The 18760-nt window shown below is 43.3% G+C and carries 18 protein-coding genes; 8 read left to right on the top strand and 10 right to left on the bottom strand.

Translation table 11 applies throughout. From position 1 onward, the window contains the following. Positions 1-85 precede the first annotated feature (85 nt). From QMA41_RS12430 to QMA41_RS12410, 5 genes are all read right to left on the bottom strand, one after another. The gene (locus QMA41_RS12430; RefSeq protein WP_006960568.1) at positions 86-1402 is read right to left on the bottom strand and encodes a TRAP transporter large permease subunit; all 1317 of its coding nucleotides are present in this window, start codon (positions 1400-1402) and stop codon (positions 86-88) included. Further along, the gene (locus tag QMA41_RS12425; protein ID WP_281629815.1) at positions 1395-1952 is read right to left on the bottom strand and encodes a TRAP transporter small permease subunit; all 558 of its coding nucleotides are present in this window, start codon (positions 1950-1952) and stop codon (positions 1395-1397) included. Before QMA41_RS12425 ends, QMA41_RS12430 begins: the two co-directional genes overlap by 8 nt. Positions 1953-2017: 65 nt before the next feature. Then, the gene (locus QMA41_RS12420; RefSeq protein ID WP_006960566.1) at positions 2018-3034 is read right to left on the bottom strand and encodes a TRAP transporter substrate-binding protein; all 1017 of its coding nucleotides are present in this window, start codon (positions 3032-3034) and stop codon (positions 2018-2020) included. Positions 3035-3304: 270 nt separating this feature from the next. Then, positions 3305-3739, bottom strand: a complete 435-nt coding sequence (locus QMA41_RS12415; protein ID WP_006960565.1) for an Mpo1-like protein — start codon at positions 3737-3739, stop codon at positions 3305-3307. Positions 3740-3824: 85 nt separating this feature from the next. Beyond that, a complete protein-coding gene (locus QMA41_RS12410) occupies positions 3825-5198 on the bottom strand; it encodes a diguanylate cyclase (RefSeq protein ID WP_043011085.1) in 1374 nt (457 codons plus the stop codon). A gap of 190 nt (positions 5199-5388) precedes the next feature. Between QMA41_RS12410 and QMA41_RS12405 the strand changes: the two genes are divergently transcribed. Beyond that, positions 5389-5988 carry an alpha-ketoglutarate-dependent dioxygenase AlkB gene (locus tag QMA41_RS12405; RefSeq protein ID WP_281629814.1) on the top strand — a complete coding sequence of 200 codons (600 nt, stop codon included), beginning with the start codon at positions 5389-5391 and terminating at the stop codon, positions 5986-5988. 4 nt (positions 5989-5992) lie between these two features. Here the strand turns inward: QMA41_RS12405 and QMA41_RS12400 are convergent, their stop codons facing one another. Then, entirely contained in the window at positions 5993-6904 is a 912-nt protein-coding gene (locus tag QMA41_RS12400; RefSeq protein WP_040121366.1) for a DMT family transporter, read from the bottom strand. Between the two features lie 90 nt (positions 6905-6994). Between QMA41_RS12400 and QMA41_RS12395 the strand changes: the two genes are divergently transcribed. Continuing rightward, entirely contained in the window at positions 6995-7882 is an 888-nt protein-coding gene (locus QMA41_RS12395; RefSeq protein ID WP_019274232.1) for a LysR substrate-binding domain-containing protein, read from the top strand. A gap of 296 nt (positions 7883-8178) precedes the next feature. Then, positions 8179-9345, top strand: a complete 1167-nt coding sequence (locus QMA41_RS12390) for a GGDEF domain-containing protein (RefSeq protein ID WP_043010659.1) — start codon at positions 8179-8181, stop codon at positions 9343-9345. Here QMA41_RS12390 and QMA41_RS12385 read toward each other — a convergent pair. Together QMA41_RS12385 and QMA41_RS12380 are read right to left on the bottom strand one after the other, a co-directional pair. Continuing rightward, the gene (locus QMA41_RS12385; RefSeq protein WP_019274230.1) at positions 9332-9619 is read right to left on the bottom strand and encodes a hypothetical protein; all 288 of its coding nucleotides are present in this window, start codon (positions 9617-9619) and stop codon (positions 9332-9334) included. The two genes, QMA41_RS12390 and QMA41_RS12385, sit on opposite strands and share 14 nt — an antisense overlap. Positions 9620-9968: 349 nt before the next feature. Further along, positions 9969-10250, bottom strand: a complete 282-nt coding sequence (locus QMA41_RS12380; RefSeq protein WP_006960558.1) for a pyrimidine/purine nucleoside phosphorylase — start codon at positions 10248-10250, stop codon at positions 9969-9971. Between the two features lie 171 nt (positions 10251-10421). Here QMA41_RS12380 and QMA41_RS12375 point away from each other — a divergent pair, with 171 nt between their 5' ends. The 3 genes from QMA41_RS12375 (at position 10422) to QMA41_RS12365 (ending at position 13594) form a co-directional block, all read left to right on the top strand. Continuing rightward, entirely contained in the window at positions 10422-11732 is a 1311-nt protein-coding gene (locus tag QMA41_RS12375; protein WP_281629813.1) for an AarF/ABC1/UbiB kinase family protein, read from the top strand. A 186-nt stretch (positions 11733-11918) separates the two neighbouring features. After that, positions 11919-12362 (top strand): DUF2850 domain-containing protein, encoded by a 444-nt coding sequence (locus QMA41_RS12370; RefSeq protein WP_019274227.1) that lies wholly within the window; start codon positions 11919-11921, stop codon positions 12360-12362. Between the two features lie 137 nt (positions 12363-12499). Then, the gene (locus QMA41_RS12365) at positions 12500-13594 is read left to right on the top strand and encodes a mechanosensitive ion channel family protein (RefSeq protein ID WP_281629812.1); all 1095 of its coding nucleotides are present in this window, start codon (positions 12500-12502) and stop codon (positions 13592-13594) included. A 29-nt stretch (positions 13595-13623) separates the two neighbouring features. Here QMA41_RS12365 and QMA41_RS12360 read toward each other — a convergent pair whose 3' ends face one another. Next, positions 13624-14868, bottom strand: a complete 1245-nt coding sequence (locus QMA41_RS12360) for an MFS transporter (RefSeq protein ID WP_281629811.1) — start codon at positions 14866-14868, stop codon at positions 13624-13626. A 158-nt stretch (positions 14869-15026) separates the two neighbouring features. Beyond that, complete coding sequence (locus tag QMA41_RS12355) at positions 15027-16187, bottom strand: MBL fold metallo-hydrolase (RefSeq protein WP_281629810.1); 1161 nt, start codon at positions 16185-16187, stop codon at positions 15027-15029. A 109-nt stretch (positions 16188-16296) separates the two neighbouring features. Between QMA41_RS12355 and QMA41_RS12350 the strand changes: the two genes are divergently transcribed. Both QMA41_RS12350 and vpsL read left to right on the top strand, forming a co-directional pair. Then, complete coding sequence (locus QMA41_RS12350; RefSeq protein ID WP_006960550.1) at positions 16297-16905, top strand: TetR/AcrR family transcriptional regulator; 609 nt, start codon at positions 16297-16299, stop codon at positions 16903-16905. A gap of 448 nt (positions 16906-17353) precedes the next feature. Continuing rightward, positions 17354-18748 carry an exopolysaccharide biosynthesis glycosyltransferase VpsL gene (gene vpsL / locus QMA41_RS12345; protein ID WP_281629809.1) on the top strand — a complete coding sequence of 465 codons (1395 nt, stop codon included), beginning with the start codon at positions 17354-17356 and terminating at the stop codon, positions 18746-18748. Positions 18749-18760 lie beyond the last annotated feature (12 nt).

Genomic DNA, 18760 nt, shown 5'->3' with positions numbered 1-18760 from the left:
TGGGTAATACTATCCTTAGCCTTCCAATTATCAGAAGGCTGTGAATACCAATTTCAATACTTTACTAATTCAAAATGCTTTGCGGTTATTTCCACCACATCGCGAGATCTGGGAACATAATCACTAGGCTTAATACGAAGATCTGCAGGCCAATAAATGGCAATAGTGAGCTGAAGATTTCCCCTAAACTGATGTCTTTTGGTGCAACGGACTTAAGATAGAATGCTGCCGGCCCAAACGGAGGCGATAAGAATGAAACCTGCATATTGAGACAGAACACCACACCAAACCAAACTGGGTCATAACCTAAACTGGTAATAATCGGCACAAAAATCGGCATAGTCAGCAGTGCAACGCCAACCCAGTCAAGGAACATACCAAGAACCAGTAGAACTACCATCATGATCAACAATGTCGCGAGAGGGCTACCGCCACTTAGGCCAAGAATGACTTCTTCAACAAAGTCGATACCGCCCATTAAGTTGTAGATTCCAACTAATGCGCTCGCACCAATACCAATCCACATGATCATGCCGCAAGTGCGCATGGTCGCGATCGCACTCTCTTTGAGCATGTTGATACTCATTTCACCGCGAATGATTGCTGAAATCATAATACCCACAACGCCCAGTGCAGAAGCTTCGGTTACAGAGGCGACACCGGTGTAAATGCTCCCAAGGACAACCGCTACAGACAACAGCGGGAAAAACAAAGCCTTGAAGTAGCTAACTTGCCTTTCATCTTCTTCATCACCATCACTTGGAATAGGGGCTAATGAAGGATTGAGCTTACAGCGAACTAATACGTAAGCGATGTAACAACCAGCAAGAATGAATGCTGGTAAGAAAGAAGCCTTGAACAAATCACCGATTGATACACTCGCCGTCATACCATAGATAATCAGAACAATACTTGGTGGAAGCATAGTGCCCAGTGCGCCGCCTGCACATGTGGTACCAATCGCTAATTTTCGATCATAACCAAGACGTAGCATCTGCGGTAAAGCAAGAATACCAAGCAGGACCGTTTCTCCACCAATCACGCCTGACATTGAGGCTAGAAGAACCGCCACCAGCAAGGTTTGCACAGCCACACCACCGCGTACTTTACGGCCGACAGATTTCATCGCGTCAAACAAGTCTCTGGCAATGCCTGATCGATCAAGCAGCGCAGCCATGAGAACAAACATAGGCACAGCAAGGAACACATAACCTGAAGCAAAACTGTAAGTCCGGCTCGCGATCAAAGGCAGTGCATCTGGTCCAAACCAGCAAAGAGTGAAGAAAATGGCGACAAAGCCTGTGACAAAGGCCAACTGCATACCTGTGAGCAGCAAGGCAATCATCATCACCAGCATGAGTACACTACCCCATGCGATGCCAATAGAAGATAAATCAAACATCGTTATTCTTCCTTAGCCCCATAACTTCCTGAATGAGGTGTAAGACAAACTGGATAACAAGAATACAAAGGACGACAAAAATCAGGCCCTTGAGTAAAGCTGGGTAAGGTGCATTCAGTACAGAACCCGATGTTTCAAGGCGAAGCTCACCCCACGGGGCATACCAAGACTCTTTCGCCATCGCAAAAGACGCGTAAGCCAGCATGCCAGCAAATGCCAGCCCCACGAGATGGTGAACAATATTGAGGTATTTACGTGTCTGTTCGGACACAGAATCGTAAATTAATACCACTCGCACATGCTTATTAGCAGCAAAGGCATAGATACCTCCAACAATAAACAGTGAACCACCAATGAAGGACGCCGTTTCGTGAACCCAAGTTGTTGGCGCGTTAAAGGCATAACGCATCAAAACTTCATAAAACGAAATAAATACAGTGAAGATGAATAACCAGCTGAGCAAATTACTGATTTTTATAATGGCTCTGTCGAGAATGTTTCTCGGTTGCTCATCCTGCTGTTGAGGTGGATGTGGGACGTTGTCATTCATACCAATCAATTCCAAAAAGAAGGAGGGCTAAACCCTCCTGAGAGAAGCTAGAACACATGTTCAGCTTAAAGAAGGCCGTTTTCTTCTAGGAAACCAGTCACTGAGTCATACACTTTTTTCGCATTTGGTGAACGCTCAGCAAACACTTTCCATTGAGACTTAGCAATTTCACGGAATTTCTTACGCTCTTCGTCAGACCAATTATGGATAGTGATGGATGGGTTCGCTTGCGCTTCTTTCACTGCAGCCTGATCCGCCATTTTCAATTGAGTTGTCATGTCGTAAGAAAAATCACGGACTGAAGTTTGAAGAATAGTTTGTAAGTCTTCAGGCATCTTGTCCCATTTCTTCTGAGATACAGAAATATCGATCAGTGGTAATGAGTGGAAACCCGGTTGAACTGGGTGCGTAGCAATATCATTCATGCCCGCTTTTTGGTTGGTTGAAAATACCGTATAGTCCGCTGCATCAATAACACCTTTACTCAAACCAGTGAAGACTTCAGAGCCAGGTAGGTTTACAGGCGTTGCACCGGCAGCGGCGAACACTTGCTGAACCAAACCTTCTGGCGCACGTAATTTCAAACCTTTCAAGTCATCGACACCGTTGAGCGGCTTTTTCGAGATGAAGGATTCAACGCCCGTTGTTGAAGCACCAACAAACTTCACACCATATGGTGCGTAAAGCTCAGTCATCAGTTCATTACCACCACCGTAGTTCATGTACTGCAGAAGCTGGGTCGTATCTGACCATGCACCGACCATGTTGCCAATTAGGCCAAAAGCAGGATCCTTACCCGAGAAGTAACCCGTTGCTGTCACTTGCCCATCTAGAATACCCATTTTGATCGCGCCTAAAGTTTCAGTGTGTTTCACCACTGCCCCTACTGGTAGAAGATCGATGTCAATTCGGCCATTCGACATTTTCTCTACGCGCTCTGCCCATTTTTGTTGAACTTTAAAGTTCAAATCACCAGATGGGTCAGAAGACTGAATCTTCAGTTTGAAGTCAGCGGCCAAGGCCGAAGTCGCAAAAAGTCCTGTCAAAGTGGCAGCAAGCAAAGGTTTTGTCATCGCTTTCATAGTAGGTGTGTCCTTAGATTGTTTCATGTACTCCAATGCAGCCTAGTCTAGCTGCCCGGGATGAGACCGGATTGTTATTTTATGTTACCGGTAACTTTGATATAAATGTTACCGGTAACAGGAAAACGTTTTCCATGACAAAAGTCACAAGTTTCAATTTTGTTAATAGCAAGTTAGCTTAAGAGCAGAAGAAGTGTGATCTAAAACACATGCGACGCTCCAACAGCTGAGAAACTGTTAGAGACAAACGTTTTATTGAAGAAGGGTGTGCTATTTCTGGCGAAATACCCAGACAGGACCGATAAGAAGAAAAAGAAGATCTTCAAAGAATGAAGGCTTCTTACCCTCAATTTTATGCCCAATAAACTGCAACATCCACAATACGGCAAATAAGATCAGCGAAACGAGGAGCACGGGCGCCTGAAGAATTTCCAAAGACCAGATCAAAGAAATACACGCCAATGTAAAACCAAGCATCATTAGAAACACGCTCAGCGACAGTTTAAAGTAGAAAATCATGACCGGTAGCATCGCAACCCAAACCCAGTTTAGGGTAAAACCGAAAAACGAAATCGATGGAATTGACCAGATTAAGCCGACAATGGATAAGAAAATCCCCGGCACTGCGACTTTGTGGATTTTCTGGTTAACTGGATTTTGATGACTCTCACCATAATCGCTTAGCCACTGGGTCAGATCTCGCATTCTTATCCCTCTAAATCATCATCTTATAGTATTGTCTATAGCATGAAATTAGAGTAAGTGCCGACACGCAATCAGAGATTCGTGACTACAATCCGCTACGCTGAGCCTGTCGACGTTTCTCTTCATACATTCGGACATCGGCGAGCTTAAGCATGTCATCAACATCTTTAAAGTCTGCGCTATACAAAGCAAAACCAACACTTACATGAATATTGATGAGATGCTGCTCAAAAATAACCGGCGTATGGCAAATGGCTTTCTGTAGCTCAATGTTTAGAACATCAACATCTTCAATAGAAGATATCCTTGGCAGCATAATTAAGAACTCGTCTCCACCAATGCGAGCCACCACATCTGAAGCCCTGAGTACGCTTTTAATTCTCTCTGCTACCGCAATCAATACCTTGTCCCCCGCTGCGTGGCCATAGGTATCATTGATTTGCTTAAATTTATCAAGATCAACATTGAGGATTGCAAATACCTCACCTTTTCCAGAATGAGAGACTGCGTCAAAATGCCCTTGAAGGGTATACATAAAATAACGACGGTTAGGTAACGACGTTAGCTCATCGTGAAGGGAGCGTCGATCTGCAGCTTGATATAGGCGAAAAATGGTGACAAAGGCAATCAGCAGAACCAGCACCATTGGATACCCTAGCAAACGAACTGCATGGACTCGGTACCACTCACTGTGTCGAAGCAAATCATCCTTAGTGGAAGCAGCTATTATCCAACTGCCGTATGGAAAGTGGACCGTTTCGGTGGCAAATGCGTTATCAAAAGTGCTCTGCGAGCCGTAAAAAACTTCTCCATCCAATCCCGAGCTGTTTATTCCACGCATTGCTAAATTGTATTTAAAAGAAAACTCTTCAGCACCAGCATCAATAAACAAGGTTTCCAATGAGATTACAACACTACATACTCCCCAGTAATCACGGTTGTATAGCGGATCGGTAAATATAGGTATGCGAGCAACAAGCGCCCTTCCCCCCTGAACCAAATTAACAGGACCAGCGATAAAGATCTCCTGAACCTCGCGGGCTTTCTTTATCGTTCGCCACTGACTTGGAACTGTTCGATAATCAAGTCCAAGTGCTTTCTCATTGCCTTCCAACGGGTAGATGTATTTGATGACATCATCAGGCGCCAAGCCGATGATAGTAACGTGGCTTGCTTTGCGCATAATGCTGGAAGCGAGTAAATCCCAACCTGAATATTCGAAACTGGGGTTAGAAGCGACTAACGCCGATATATCGTTAACGGCGAATATGTCGTATACGATAGCCGACTCTAGCTCTGAACGAACAATAGACAACTCTTCTTTAGCGCGGTCTAACAAGCTATCTCTCAAAAAACTCTTTTGACTGCGATCGATAGACTCGATAAGTCCAACTGCCAAAGAAAACAGTGTAAAAGCCAGCAAGAACACTGACCATCGATTGCCAAAGCGATACTTCATTCCACCCCCACAAAAGCTCATCGAAAAGATCATGTTTGTTAGACCGATGAGTAGTAATGCCTCTATTCCTAACCAGTTAGAGGTATATAATTATTATTATGGCTATTGTTTTAGCACTTATATAAAAACTACATTAACTTGAGTGAGTTTTCATCGGTTAAAGATAAAATTATTGATAAGAGAGTGAATTTTGGATTTGTTTGAAGCCTTACCCTATGAACAAAGATGGATCGACTTACCGAATGGTCGATTATTGTGGTTAGACAACTTTATTCCATCCAATGAAGCCGACGAACTGATGGCTTCGCTCAAATTAGAAACACCTTGGACACAAGAGCGAATACAGCTTTTTGGACGTAGCGTGCTACAACCGCGTTTGCAAGCTTGGTACGGAGATAAATCCTATTCCTACTCTGGCTTAACTATGCCTGCTATGCCATTGACGGAAAGATTACAATCCGTGAAGTCTCGATGCGAAGGCGTCGCCAACCAAACATTCAATTCAGTATTACTTAACTTGTATCGAGATGGTCAGGATTCGATGGGGGCTCATCAAGACAATGAGCCTGAGTTAGGACAAAACCCTACTATCGCTTCTCTCAGCCTTGGAGCTACACGACGATTTACTCTCAAACACCTGCATACAGGACAAAACCATGATATTGAGCTTAGCCATGGTAGCTTGCTCATCATGGCCGGCGAAATGCAACACCACTGGAAGCACAGCTTACCCAAAACTAACCAATCAATAGGTGAACGTATCAACCTCACCTTCAGAACCATTTTTTAATTTCTTACGCTACTTTTAAGTTACTTTTCTTCAGCCACTTAGGTAACAGTACGCAGGCTACGTTAGCAATGATAATGAGCGAAAGGCCTAATACTTGGTACACACTGTAACTTTCTTTGTAGAACAGTACCTGCCATAGCGCGGTAAACAATAAGTTGGTAAAAATGAGCGGTGCGAGCTGAGATCCGGACTCTGCTAGTTTGTAGGCTTTTGAGCGAAATACTTGAGTATTGATGATCAGAAACGCCAGAACACCAAGCACCGCTATAATAAGCCAAGGATTAGTTCCAGCAGGCTGATACATGGCGTGATTATTGGCTAAACTCAGCGCTAGAAGCGGAGTAATCACCACAGCAGCATAGAGGAAAGTCCACAAGTTGATTTCAAACGCATTCAGTCTACTCTTGCTGATGCGGTATAGGCTCAACTGCGAACCTGCATTAAACACCCCAGCTCCGAGGCCAATCAGGAGTTCTGGTCTGAAATTGAAGCCACTGACATCACCCGCTAATAAAACAACCCCAGTAAACGTAGTCACAAGCCCCACAATGTTAACGACACTCAAGTGAACAGAAAATATAAGCTTTTCTAACACTGGAATAAATAATGGTCCGGTACCAAATAATACAACACTCTCAACGAGAGTCAGGTGCTGCAGTGCATAGATAAAGCACACCTGACATGCACCAATGCAAAGCGCTCTCACCCAAAGAGGGACCTGTTCATTGCGGTCTGGCCATCTTACTTCTTTGCCAATAAACATCAAAAGGAGCACCATCGCAGGCAAGATAAAACGAAGAAAGCTTAGCAGGTTAGCATCAAAATGCTCGCTTAAAAATTTGGAAAACAGTCCGGTTAGTGACAAACTGAATGTTGAAGACAACATGAATAAAACTGGGTACAACTGATTTGGCATAACTCCTCCCTATTTGCTGCTAAGTTTAGAAGTCTGAAGCAGAAATAAAAAACGAGTAATATTTACAGGTTAAGTAAGAAAAACTTACAGATGAAAAAACTAGCACCTCTTAAGTCTATTTACTCCTTCATTGCTGTGGCAGAAACAGGCAGTATGACGGAGGCAGCCAATGAATTGAGCGTCAGTCACTCTGCTGTTAGCCAAGCTATCAAGTCACTCGAAACGCAAATCGGTCAGGCGTTGTTTATTCGAGCGGGGCGAAAAGTGGTTCTCAATGCAGCTGGCCGCAGGTACTACAAACAAGTAGCCCCAGCAATAGAACAGATTGTAGCGGCCACTCAAAATCTGATTGACGAACAACAGAGTCAGAGACTGACACTCAATATGGTCCACTCTCTGGCAATGCACTGGTGGATTCCCCGCGTCAATCGATTTAATCAGTATGCACCGCAACTGGATATACGCATTTCAAACCTAATCGGTAGCTTTGTGATGGAAAACGAGGGCATTGATGTCGCAATCATTCATGGAAAGACTGACGATTGGCCTGATTACTACTGCGAGTTACTAGCTAGGGATGAATTGGTGATGGCCGCTAGCCCTGAGCTAGTCAATGACGAGACCACACCAGCATCTTTATTGGCTCAGTATCCCGCTATCGTTGCTGCTAACGACAGACGAAAATATGACTGGCAGGTATGGTGTGAAAACCATCAACTCTCTATGCCACCTTTTGCCAATAATTTGAGCTTTTCAGCCTCAATTCAAGCGGTTCAAGCGACCATTCGTAAACTGGGTGTCTTTGTGACACATCGACAGTTCATCCGAGACGATGTCAGTCATGGCTCTCTCGTCGAAGTTGGCCAGCCAGTCCTCAACCCTCATCAGGATTTTTACTTCGCCTGCCAGCCCGAGAAGCTTAAAAATGAACACGTTCTAATACTTCGCAATTGGCTTCGTAGTGAATTCAGTACTTAGCTACCATTTATAGATTTTTTTATTATATAGAATGACACTAGGACTCCATTTTCTCTAAACTAATCATAGAGTTAAAAACGCCAATTTATTATCGATTATTATATTTGACCATCAAATACAATGAGTTACCTATGCGCCAAAATTTAGTGCCTTAGATTTAGCCCCAACTTATAAGCAATACGACTCATATAATTAATTGATCTCATTCAATTTCCTTTTCTAATACCTTCATTCAGACTCCTTTTTTTCTTCTAGACTTTAATTGCCGGATTGTGAATTTACGGGCAAGGAATCAAATGGCGAGTTTTGTAGGACAACATTTAGAAGAAATGGCGGATATGCGCTCTGCTCGCAAGTGCAAAGTCGTGCTCCTCTGTTCTGTCATTGCGCTCGTCATTTTAACCTATTACGGCTCTATCCATATTGCCAATCAAAACTACCTGTTTGGCACACTCAATATGCTGTGCGTGGCAGTGCTCTCTGCCAATCTTTGGTACCTCAGACTTAATCAGTCAGCCAACTTTTCAGACTTGGTGCTTTCATGTGTTTTGCTCTTTCAAGGAATGATGTTGCTACTATTCGGCGAACATATCTCCGATCGCCTTCTTTGGCTCTACCCTATTATGGCGGCTGTTATTTTTGTCTGTGAATTCCGCTATGGATTGCTGTTCAGTAGTAGCTTCTATGTTTTGACGATGATCACCTGTCTATTTACGGATTTAGTTTCTGTGCCACTCCAGCTCTCTGTAGATAGATTTCTGATCAGTTTATTTGCCCTATGCTTACTGTGTAATACCTCATCTTACTTCTACTCCAAAGTCGTCAACTATATTCAATCGCTCTATAAAGAGGGGATTGAAGACCTCGCTTATCGCGATCAACTCACTGGACTTGCGAATCGTTGGAGCTTTGAGAGCTGGGCAATGGAGAAATTAGAAGAAGTACGTGCCAATAAGACGGTCACCGCAATGGTGTTTCTCGATATTGATAACTTTAAGGCCATCAATGATACCTATGGCCATGATGTAGGGGATCGAGTTTTACAACATTTCTCAAAACGCCTAAAGAACAATATTCGCTCTAAAGACAGGAAGACACAGAAACACGACTATTCAATCGCACGTTATGCTGGTGATGAGTTTGTCTTACTTCTTTACGATGTACGAAGCATAAAAGACCTTAACAATATACTGGAGCGCATCTGTCATTTGTTTGAAGACAGCTACCAAAGCACAGAGAGGATTAATAAACTCACCGTAAGCGCTGGTGTCGCAATCTTTCCGACCGATGGAGATTCACTGCCAGAGCTCACTCGCTGTGCAGACAAAGCAATGTACGCTGCAAAACATAACGGAAAAAACCAGTATCGATATTACCAACGTGACCATGCTGGAGCAGCCAACACAATCAAGAGCACTGATGCAGAGAAGGTAACCCCAATAAATAAGTTTAACGGCTCATGAACATGAGCCATAGACAGATAGCCATCACGACTAGCATCCAGGCAGCGTAACGAGCAGAATTTGGTTTGTCCTTCTTTGGCACAACAATGGGTTTCATCGCAGCCTCTCTCGCTGCCCTTGCAGCTGTCGACAAAGAGCTACGCTGTGCAATTTGATCACGTCGAGCTTGCGCTTTATTCGCCACTTTACCAAACCGGTGCAACTGATCTGCAGTAAGCTCTTGATTGGGATCGTAACGAGCATGCGGGTCTTTGTGTTTTGGTACTACAGCCATCATCAACCTCCTCTCGAATCGGTTCCGTCACAAACTAAGTATAGTCAACGGTGTAATTGACAAATTTGTTTATTACTTAACCATAATTCGGAATTTCCGAACAATAAAGCAGCTAATTAATCATATAGCCTTGTTCTCAAACCCTTTCATTAGTCTATTCAAGCAAAGTCTTTGCCAAGATTTGAAAGCATGTGGAAATGATTTTTTGGGCGGGAATGTGATGAAGAGAGGAAATATACGTCCTCTAAAGATGAGATTTGCGTTTTTAAAATCGAATTGCGTTTTGTTTTGGATGTTATTACTCGCCGCCCGCCATACAGACATACGCGACGAGATTGTTGGTTTTACTTTAAAGGTACTCGCACAGATAAGCAGTTGCTGCAGTGACTTTAAGATCGAATGACGAGTCGCCTGCTACGTTAAATGACTCGCCTTTGGTGTATGTTACCCAATCCTCATCGCCAACACGTTTAACGGTTAAGCTGCCCTGCACAACCGTCATACGCTCTGGCGCAGCCGTGCCAAATGTATATTCACCTGGAGCCATTACCCCTACACTAGATTGTGCTCCGTCTTGCTCATATGCTAAAGACTGTACGTTCCCTTCAAAATAATGATTTGCTTTGATCATGTATCCTCTTTGAAATTATTCGATAGAAACTAAGCTTAAGGGCTAGTTTTTATCGGAATCATTGACACCTAGCAAGTAAGTATTTCAACCGCACGCTAGGCGGTGCATTTACAAAGTGATATAAAAACAGTGGGTTGCCGTATAAACACCCAAAAGATAGGAGAATGTTCGATGTCTAAGGAAGAATCCAAGATCCCAACCAATAGATTATCTCGTTTTGGTCAGATGGCATCATTGGCGACCAAAATAGGCTCTAATGTCGTTGCGGAAGGAACAAAGCAATGGATGAAAGGTAATAAACCTAGTAAACAAGAGTTATTGCTTACTCCTACCAATATCAAACGCCTGGCAGATCAATTAGCACACCTACGCGGTGCAGCAATGAAAATAGGCCAAATGCTCTCTATGGATGCAGGTGATCTTCTCTCTCCTGAACTCGCCGATATTCTGGCTCGTTTACGCTCTGACGCCAACCCCATGTTGGCCAAGCAGCTCACACAAGTCATGTCGAGCGGCTTAGGAGACGATTGGAAGTCTCAATTCCTGTCGTTTAACTTTAAGCCAATAGCCAGCGCTTCAATCGGACAAGTGCACTTTGCTCATACTGATGCTGGTGATCCCATAGCAGTCAAAGTTCAATATCCAGGTATCAAAAAAAGCATCGACAGTGATGTGGACAATGTGGCGACACTTCTTAACCTGGTAGGCTTAATTCCCAAAAATGTCGACATCAATAGCCTTCTTCAACAAGCGAAAGAACAACTTCATGACGAAGCCAACTATAAAAAAGAAGCCGAGTATCTAGAAACGTATCGAAAGCATTTGATTAATGATACTCAATTTGAAGTTCCAAGAGTTTACCCTACGGTGAGCTCTGAAACTGTGCTAACTATGTCTTATCTCGAAGGGCAACCTATTGAAACAATTAGTAATTGCGACCAAATCACTCGTGATAAAGTGATGACCGCATTGCTATCTCTTCTTTTTAGAGAGCTGTTTGAGTATCAACTTGTGCAAACAGACCCCAACTTTGCCAACTATCTGTTTAATCATGAGAGTAAGAAAATCGTTCTGTTGGATTTCGGGGCGACCAGAACATACAGCGACAAAATCAGTCAAGGTTATCAACGAGCGTTTAAAGCGGTGACTAAAAATGATAGTCATGCATTAGATAGCGCACTCTCTCAGATAGGTTTCTTTAGTCAAGATATTGAAAGCCAACAGAAAGCAGCCATTTTAAATTTGGTCGAACAGGCCTGCGAGCCCATGCTTTATGATGGGGAGTACGATTTTGGCGCCAGTGATTTGTCCGTGAGATTGAGAGAAGCAGGGACAGTACTAAGTATGGAAAAAAACTACTGGCACACACCTCCAGCAGATGCACTATTTCTCCATCGTAAGATAGGAGGGCTATACTTATTAGCAGCAAGATTGAAAGCAAAAGTCAATGTTAAGGCGTTGGTGGCACCTTATATTGACTAAAATAAAATGTGCAATTTTTGGACTGAAGATCAAACTTATCATTGATAATCAATGTCAATAAGAAAACTCTTGCACCACGGCGATTGAATTAAAGGTAAACTTTCGAGTTAGTTTCGCTGATCAGAGCAGTTTAATGTGGCGTTAAATAAAACGACCAATGCACCCAGATTGAAAAAGCGCTCTTACATGGAAAAAGAAGCTTTTATAAAATTATCTTTTGCTACGCTATTCGTAACATTGGCGGTAGCTTTTGCGGTCCTGCTTTTTGTCAGCTACAAAGATTACACACACCCCAAGCATGTCTACGGTCGTTGGATCGAAATTGGTACACCTGAATATAATACTGAGATTCTGACCTTCAATGAGAGGGGCGTTTACCGCAACGACCGATTAATCACCACTAATTTCGGCTTTGATGGAAAAATAGTGACGGTCACAACGGGTGGCGGTATTTCAATTTATCAAATTGCGGGCACATTCAAATCCCCTCAGCTCCGTCGTTTAGAACCCAACAGCCCGACTCAACGGTTTATCAAAGCCGGTTATGAAGATACCGTAGATATGGGTGGTGGTGGCTCGGCTAAAAATCGCCGTGCTGCTTTATCTGAACACTTCAGCAGTAAGAAATAAACAGAGCGTTGCTCAGTTTACTGATTTACCGTCATCAGAAATGAAGGCGAATAAGACCTGTTGGAAAAATGTCGGTAGTGTGCCTACTGACAACCCCTTATACTTGTCCTCATAACTTCAACAATAAGACCCCTTAAATGAATGAGTTAGTTGCTTTATTGCCTCAGAACCTTGTGACTATGCTGCAAAGCTGGGATACCAACGTTCTGTTCATCACTGCCGCAAGTTTCTTTACTTGGATCGCATGGCGCATCATCTACGGTCGGCTAGAGATTCTTGTCGGCAAGACCCAATTCCACTGGGATGACCTTACTCTACACGCACTCAAAACGCCCTTCAGCACACTGATTTGGTGTTGGCCCGCGACAATTTCACTTGGGTTCATTCTGCAAGACTACATGGGGTCTAAGCTGAACTGGCTAAGTACTTTAAAACTTCTACTGGTGATCGCTATCTTTATCTGGATCACCATGCGGTTGATAAACAATGTCGAAGAGTATGTTTTAAAACAGAAGTCTAGGGACGAGACGACAGTCCAAGCGATAGCCAAGGTGTCGAGGTTGTTCTTCATTACTATTGGTATGCTGACCATCATGCAGGCATTTGGCCTAAGCTTGTCTGGCTTACTGACCTTTGGTGGTGTCGGTGGCTTGGTTGTGGGTTTAGCAGCTAAAGACCTCCTCTCTAACTTCTTTGGCGGTATGATGATTTATTTCGATCGTCCGTTTAAAGTCGGAGACTGGATCCGCTCTCCGGACCGCCAGATCGAAGGCACCGTAGAGCGCATCGGGTGGCGAATGACGATTATCCGCACTTTCGACAAACGACCTCTTTATGTTCCTAACTCAGTATTCAGCAACATAGTGGTGGAAAACCCATCACGAATGCTCAACCGAAGAATCAAAGAGACGATTGGTGTTCGCTACGATGATGGAGAGAAGGTTGCTCAAATCGTAAAAGACATTAAGACAATGTTGAAAAACCACCCTGATATTGATACCAAGCAAACTCTCATCGTCAACTTCAACGCTTTTGGTCCGTCATCTCTGCAAATGATGGTTTATACCTTTACCAAAACCGTTAACTGGATTCGCTACCATGAAGTCAAAGAAGATGTTCTGTTAAAAATCATGTCTATCATTCACAAGCATGACGCTGATATCGCTTACCCGACTCAAACCTTGAAATTTGAGCCGCAATTTTCAGACGAACAGACGCAAAACGAACTCTAATAATAAAGCCCTCATTCGAGGGCTTCTGTTTATGTTTGAGTCACAGGTTCTCTTTCCACTGGGTCTTCGGCGTGTTCGGCATACCAATAGAGCCAGATCATTGATAGACAGACGATAAAGCAGAAACCAAATAACCAGTTAGCGCCTAACCACTCAATCATCATTCCCCCAAGCAATGGACCAATTGCAAAGCCCAACGTATAGAGCGCCGTCGCACCGAAGTAAGAGCCCCTCAAATGGGCAGGCGCGAGTCGGTCAATTTGAACGTTAATGGTAGGGAAAGTCACCACCTCTCCGAGGCTGATAATAAAGCTGGCTATCGCCCAGCCTATCGCGGCATCTTTTGGTGAAAGAATGAATGCCAGTTGCCCAATAGCAATCAGGATCATCCCTATGCGAGTGCGGGTAAAAAGCGGAAGCTTTTCCATCAGTTTAAGTAATGGGAACTGGAATAGAACAATGGTCGCTGTGTTGATAAACAGCAACATCGCAATCAATGTGGCAGACTCTTCAATGCCACTTCGCACAATAACCTGAGGAACTGATGATTCGAGCTGCGCATAAACGAACATCAACATCAGGTTAGCCAACATCAACAAGACGAAGATTCGGTCTTTACTGATGACTTTCAACGTCTGGCGGAAATTGGGTAATTGTGAACGATCAGGTTGCTTAAACTTGCCTTTACGCTCAATCCCAAAAAGAATCCAAAAGCAATACGCTAAGTGAGTAAACCCAGTCACCATAAACAGGCTTTGAGGATCCGATAACGCCAGCGTTACCCCAATAAGAGGCCCTATTGCCCCACCAATATTAAGCAAAAAGTAACGTGTGTTAAGTGCCAGCTCTCGGTCTTTCAGATCATCAAGCGAGTCTCCTAACACCGCCTTAGCTGGCCCATCAATGAGAGGATGCATCAAGCCAGTAAAGAGAATGAGAATGTAGAAATGCCAAACTTCACTCGCCAAAGCGATGCCGTTATACGCAAAAAAAGCGATGATACAGCCGGCCGACATCAGCCACTTTCTGCCGAACTTGTCAGATAGATAACCCGAATAGAGCCCAGCGAATGAACCTATCAAGGCAGACGCAGCAAGCATCGAACCGACCTCGATAGCAGAGGTGCCATAATCCTGATAGAGGAAGACAATCAAAAACGGCCAGGCCATGAAATAACTGGTCCTAGCAATGAGTACGCCAATTAGAACTGTCCAAACGGAAAAGTTAAAACGTTTCACCCTTTCCCATTGAAAAAGACTTTGTTCTTTATCCATTGGCTTACTCCTTCATTAACCAGCTTGTTGCATAAGTGTTAACTTAGAGTATATGAGTTTTCGATGTAAAAGATAGCGTTATTTATAATTCCAATAAAAAGGCTCGCAATACGCAAGCCTAGTCAAAATATCGTTTATTTTCTATGGAGTTATAGTATTTAATTCTGAAAGCTTAAATCGCCTTTTACCCACTTTTCATTCTGGTTTTTCCACCAGAATGACGTGTTTATCTCATCATTGAGCTCAAGAGTTTCTCCAACCATAGGTGTCACTAATCTCGCGCCCGTAACTTTGGCTTCTTCGATGAGATCGGTCATGGGCTCATCCCACTTGTGAGCAAACAGCTCGAAAGTGGACCAATGAACTGGGAACAATTGCTCTGCGCCCAGATCCATAAATGCCTGCATCGTATGTCGCGCTTGCATATGCCCCCAGTTTTCGACAGGGAAGCCTTTACCCTCTTTCACATTGGCGGCCACTTCAATGAATGCCATATCAAACGGTCCGAGTTTTTTTCCGATCTCTTTAAAATGTGTGTCGTACGCTGAATCACCGCTGTAAAACAATGAGCCAGATTTGCCATGGATGGCCCAAGAAGCCCAAAGCGTGCTATTGGAATCAAAACCAGTACGGCCAGAATTATGGTTTGCTGGGGCTGCAGTCAGCTTAACGCCATTGATAGTGGTCGACTCCCACCAATCTAATTCTTGGATCTTAGCAGGACTTACGCCCCACTTTTCTAAATGGCGCCCTACCGCCAACGGCACCATGAAGACGACATCTTTATCGGCGTAGTAACGAATCGTCGACTCTTCTAAATGGTCATAGTGATCATGCGAAATCACAATAGCGTCTGGTAGAGGTAATTCATCACGTTTCACCGGCGCTTTTACATTACGAGAAAAAAGCTTCTTCGCCACCCAAGGTGATGCATGTTCAAACACAGGGTCAATAAGGATTCGAATTCGGTCTATATCGATAAATAGACTTGAGTGTCCTAACCAAGTAACACGCATATCATCACTGCGTTGCGCCAGTTTGACCATATTGACGGGAACATGGGGCAACATGGTTTGAGGCTTGAGGGAAGCTCGTTGGAAAAAGAATTTCCACATCACTGCAGACATACTCTCAGGGCTTGGTACGCTGGGCATCCTAGCCACTACTTTGCCATTGTTAAATTGCTTTGAGTTGACGATTCTTTTCGATCTCAGCCGCTCGCTCTGTTGACGCTCAACACCGCTTTCGGTGTTAAGAAGCTGGCTGAATCCCATTACACCTAGTGCTGAATTTGCCGATGCTTTAATCCGATTGCTCATTTTCATGACCTAGTAGCTACCCAAGAAAGTAAACGATGGTGTATACTTTAGACACTGCGACATTAAAAGTAAACACCATCGTTTACTTTAAGTATCTTGAGATGAGTGCATGATTAAACGAAGCGATATAAAACAAGAAGATATCATCAGGTCCGCCATTGAAGTTTTCTCTCAAAAAGGCTTTGAGCAGGCCAGTATGGAAGGTATTTCGAAACATGCTGGGGTTTCAAAACGCACGTTATACAAATACTACCCAAACAAAGATGCTCTATTTGAGGTCATTGTAGATAAGCTAATATGTCGCTTTGATGAACAATGTGAGCTGAAATTTGAACCTTCTGTGTCAGTGGCAGCACAACTTATCGATATCACACTCAAGCAGATGTGTTACATCAATACCGACGATTTTCAAATGACCGCTCGCTTAGTCATGGCGGAATGCATTCGATGTCCTCACACTTCTCAATTGCTGATGAAACGTTTCGAGGCTATCGAGGACTCTTATGGCCTTAATCAGTGGGTAAAACAAGGAATTGAGGCTGGGGTTCTTGAAGTCGATGACATCTCCATGGCTGTTGAACAATTTATCGGCAGTATTAAAGCCGTCGTTTTTTGGCCTCAACTACTTGGGCATCAACCTCCGGCAAACTGTGAACTACTAAAAAGTGCAGTAGAATGTGCAACTCACACCTTCGTTGCACGTTATCAGACGAAATAACGTCTCTCTGGGCAAGAATACCAAGTCAAGTTCTTGCCTCTCTCTTCTAACCATTTGTCTAACTAGCAATAACTAAATAAAAGTCCAAACTCAAAGTAAATACCTGTTGTAAATAGCCAATAACAACCATTCTTATAAATAAGAACTCCAACCATCTGTAATTGTTTCTATTTTGAGAAAATTAAATTATTCTCATCCAAATTAGAAAATAAAATAAATAAAAAACACACTCTCAATTTATTGAGTAAAACATCTAATAATTATCTAACCCACTATTTATTAGTAAATAATTTAATCTATCACCCTCAATCTAAAACAATACACCATCAGTCTTAATATTGAGCCACCTTGTATCATTGCAACCTATATAAAGATGTTATAAAAATGCGCCTTGCTATTTTTATTTGTTAAAACCTTACAGGGATTACATGTATTTCAGGAGCTCACAATGAGTGAACGAGGAAAGATACGTATTACCAATTATCACGGTAAAGTCTTTTATCGTCTTATTGACTGCTTGGTAATACTCTGTGCGTTGTATATTGCTATCAAAGCAAATGCCCACATTGTTACCTTAGGCTACATCTCTGCAGGTCTGTTGGGTGTTATCATCTACTCTTTCATCGCTGAAAGTCTGGATATATACAGCCATTGGCGTACTGCTAAACTTCGTTCTCTGGCGCTTTATACTTCTTTTTGTTGGGTCTCTACCGTTGGTGGACTCACGTTACTTAGCTACTTTTCAAAAACTGGCCCAGACTTTTCCCGTCTAATTATTGGTTATTGGATTGTACTCACTTTTGCAGCTCTGCTTATTTGGCGCATGTTCGCTTTCATGGCACTTTATTACCTCCACCAGCGGGGCGTTCATACAAAAAAAGCAGCCATTATAGGTTTAACTCCGCAAGGATTAGAACTATCAAACAACTTGCGTAATCATCCAGAATTAGGAATTAAACTCACGGGTTTCTATGATGACCGAGAACCGAAGCGACTGACCAGTGATTTACCTATATTAGGCACAATAAAAGATGCATTAGCGTTAGCAAAGAATGGCGAAGTGCAAAATATCTATATTGCTTTGCCGATGCAGGCACAAAAACGTATTTCAGATATTTTGGAAGCCTTTTCTGACAGTACCGTAAATACGTATGTCGTGCCCGATTTCTTCACGTTTAATCTATTGCATTCCCGCTGGTACACCATAGGTGAAGTCAACGCATTCAGCATATTCGACACACCGTTTAATGGGTTATCGACTTGGTTAAAACGTTTAGAAGATTTGGTTTTGAGCAGCTTAATTCTTGTGTTGATTAGCCCAGTACTTCTTGCCGTCGCTATCGGTGTAAAAATCTCTTCTCCGGGCCCCATCATTTTCAAGCAGCTTCGATACGGCCTGGATGGTAAGCCGATCAAAGTGTGGAAATTCCGTAGCATGAAGGTAATGGATAATGGCGCTAAGGTCGCTCAGGCAACAAAGAACGACCCGCGTGTGACTAAGTTCGGGGCTTTCATTCGTCGTACTTCATTGGACGAGCTCCCTCAGTTTATCAACGTGCTGCAAGGCCGTATGTCTATTGTTGGCCCACGCCCTCATGCTGTCGCGCACAACGAAGAGTATCGCACTATTGTGAACCGCTACATGTTGCGCCACAAAGTGAAACCAGGCATTACAGGTTGGGCTCAGGTAAACGGATGGCGCGGTGAAACCAACACCATCGACAAGATGGAAAAGCGCGTGCAATTCGACCTAGATTACATTCACAGATGGTCTCTATGGTTCGATATTAAGATTGTTTTCCTTACAGTTTTCAAAGGTTTTGTTGGCAAAAATGCCTATTAAGTCATGGACATG

The sequence above is a fragment of the Vibrio sp. St2 genome (genome assembly GCF_947311885.1).
Taxonomy (GTDB): Bacteria; Pseudomonadota; Gammaproteobacteria; order Enterobacterales; family Vibrionaceae; genus Vibrio; species Vibrio coralliilyticus.
This window is presented reverse-complemented; position numbering and strand designations above follow the sequence as displayed.

Bases quoted from the DNA above. Each gene is read 5' to 3' on its own strand.
- QMA41_RS12430 (WP_006960568.1), bottom strand. From the start codon at position 1,402: ATGTTTGATTTATCTTCTATTGGCATCGCATGGGGTAGTGTACTCATG.
- QMA41_RS12425 (WP_281629815.1), bottom strand. From the start codon at position 1,952: ATGAATGACAACGTCCCACATCCACCTCAACAGCAGGATGAGCAACCG.
- QMA41_RS12420 (WP_006960566.1), bottom strand. From the start codon at position 3,034: ATGAAAGCGATGACAAAACCTTTGCTTGCTGCCACTTTGACAGGACTT.
- QMA41_RS12415 (WP_006960565.1), bottom strand. From the start codon at position 3,739: ATGCGAGATCTGACCCAGTGGCTAAGCGATTATGGTGAGAGTCATCAA.
- QMA41_RS12410 (WP_043011085.1), bottom strand. From the start codon at position 5,198: ATGAAGTATCGCTTTGGCAATCGATGGTCAGTGTTCTTGCTGGCTTTT.
- QMA41_RS12400 (WP_040121366.1), bottom strand. From the start codon at position 6,904: ATGCCAAATCAGTTGTACCCAGTTTTATTCATGTTGTCTTCAACATTC.
- QMA41_RS12395 (WP_019274232.1), top strand. From the start codon at position 6,995: ATGAAAAAACTAGCACCTCTTAAGTCTATTTACTCCTTCATTGCTGTG.
- QMA41_RS12390 (WP_043010659.1), top strand. From the start codon at position 8,179: ATGGCGAGTTTTGTAGGACAACATTTAGAAGAAATGGCGGATATGCGC.
- QMA41_RS12385 (WP_019274230.1), bottom strand. From the start codon at position 9,619: ATGGCTGTAGTACCAAAACACAAAGACCCGCATGCTCGTTACGATCCC.
- QMA41_RS12380 (WP_006960558.1), bottom strand. From the start codon at position 10,250: ATGATCAAAGCAAATCATTATTTTGAAGGGAACGTACAGTCTTTAGCA.
- QMA41_RS12375 (WP_281629813.1), top strand. From the start codon at position 10,422: ATGTCTAAGGAAGAATCCAAGATCCCAACCAATAGATTATCTCGTTTT.
- QMA41_RS12370 (WP_019274227.1), top strand. From the start codon at position 11,919: ATGGAAAAAGAAGCTTTTATAAAATTATCTTTTGCTACGCTATTCGTA.
- QMA41_RS12365 (WP_281629812.1), top strand. From the start codon at position 12,500: ATGAATGAGTTAGTTGCTTTATTGCCTCAGAACCTTGTGACTATGCTG.
- QMA41_RS12360 (WP_281629811.1), bottom strand. From the start codon at position 14,868: ATGGATAAAGAACAAAGTCTTTTTCAATGGGAAAGGGTGAAACGTTTT.
- QMA41_RS12355 (WP_281629810.1), bottom strand. From the start codon at position 16,187: ATGAGCAATCGGATTAAAGCATCGGCAAATTCAGCACTAGGTGTAATG.
- QMA41_RS12350 (WP_006960550.1), top strand. From the start codon at position 16,297: ATGATTAAACGAAGCGATATAAAACAAGAAGATATCATCAGGTCCGCC.
- vpsL (WP_281629809.1), top strand. From the start codon at position 17,354: ATGAGTGAACGAGGAAAGATACGTATTACCAATTATCACGGTAAAGTC.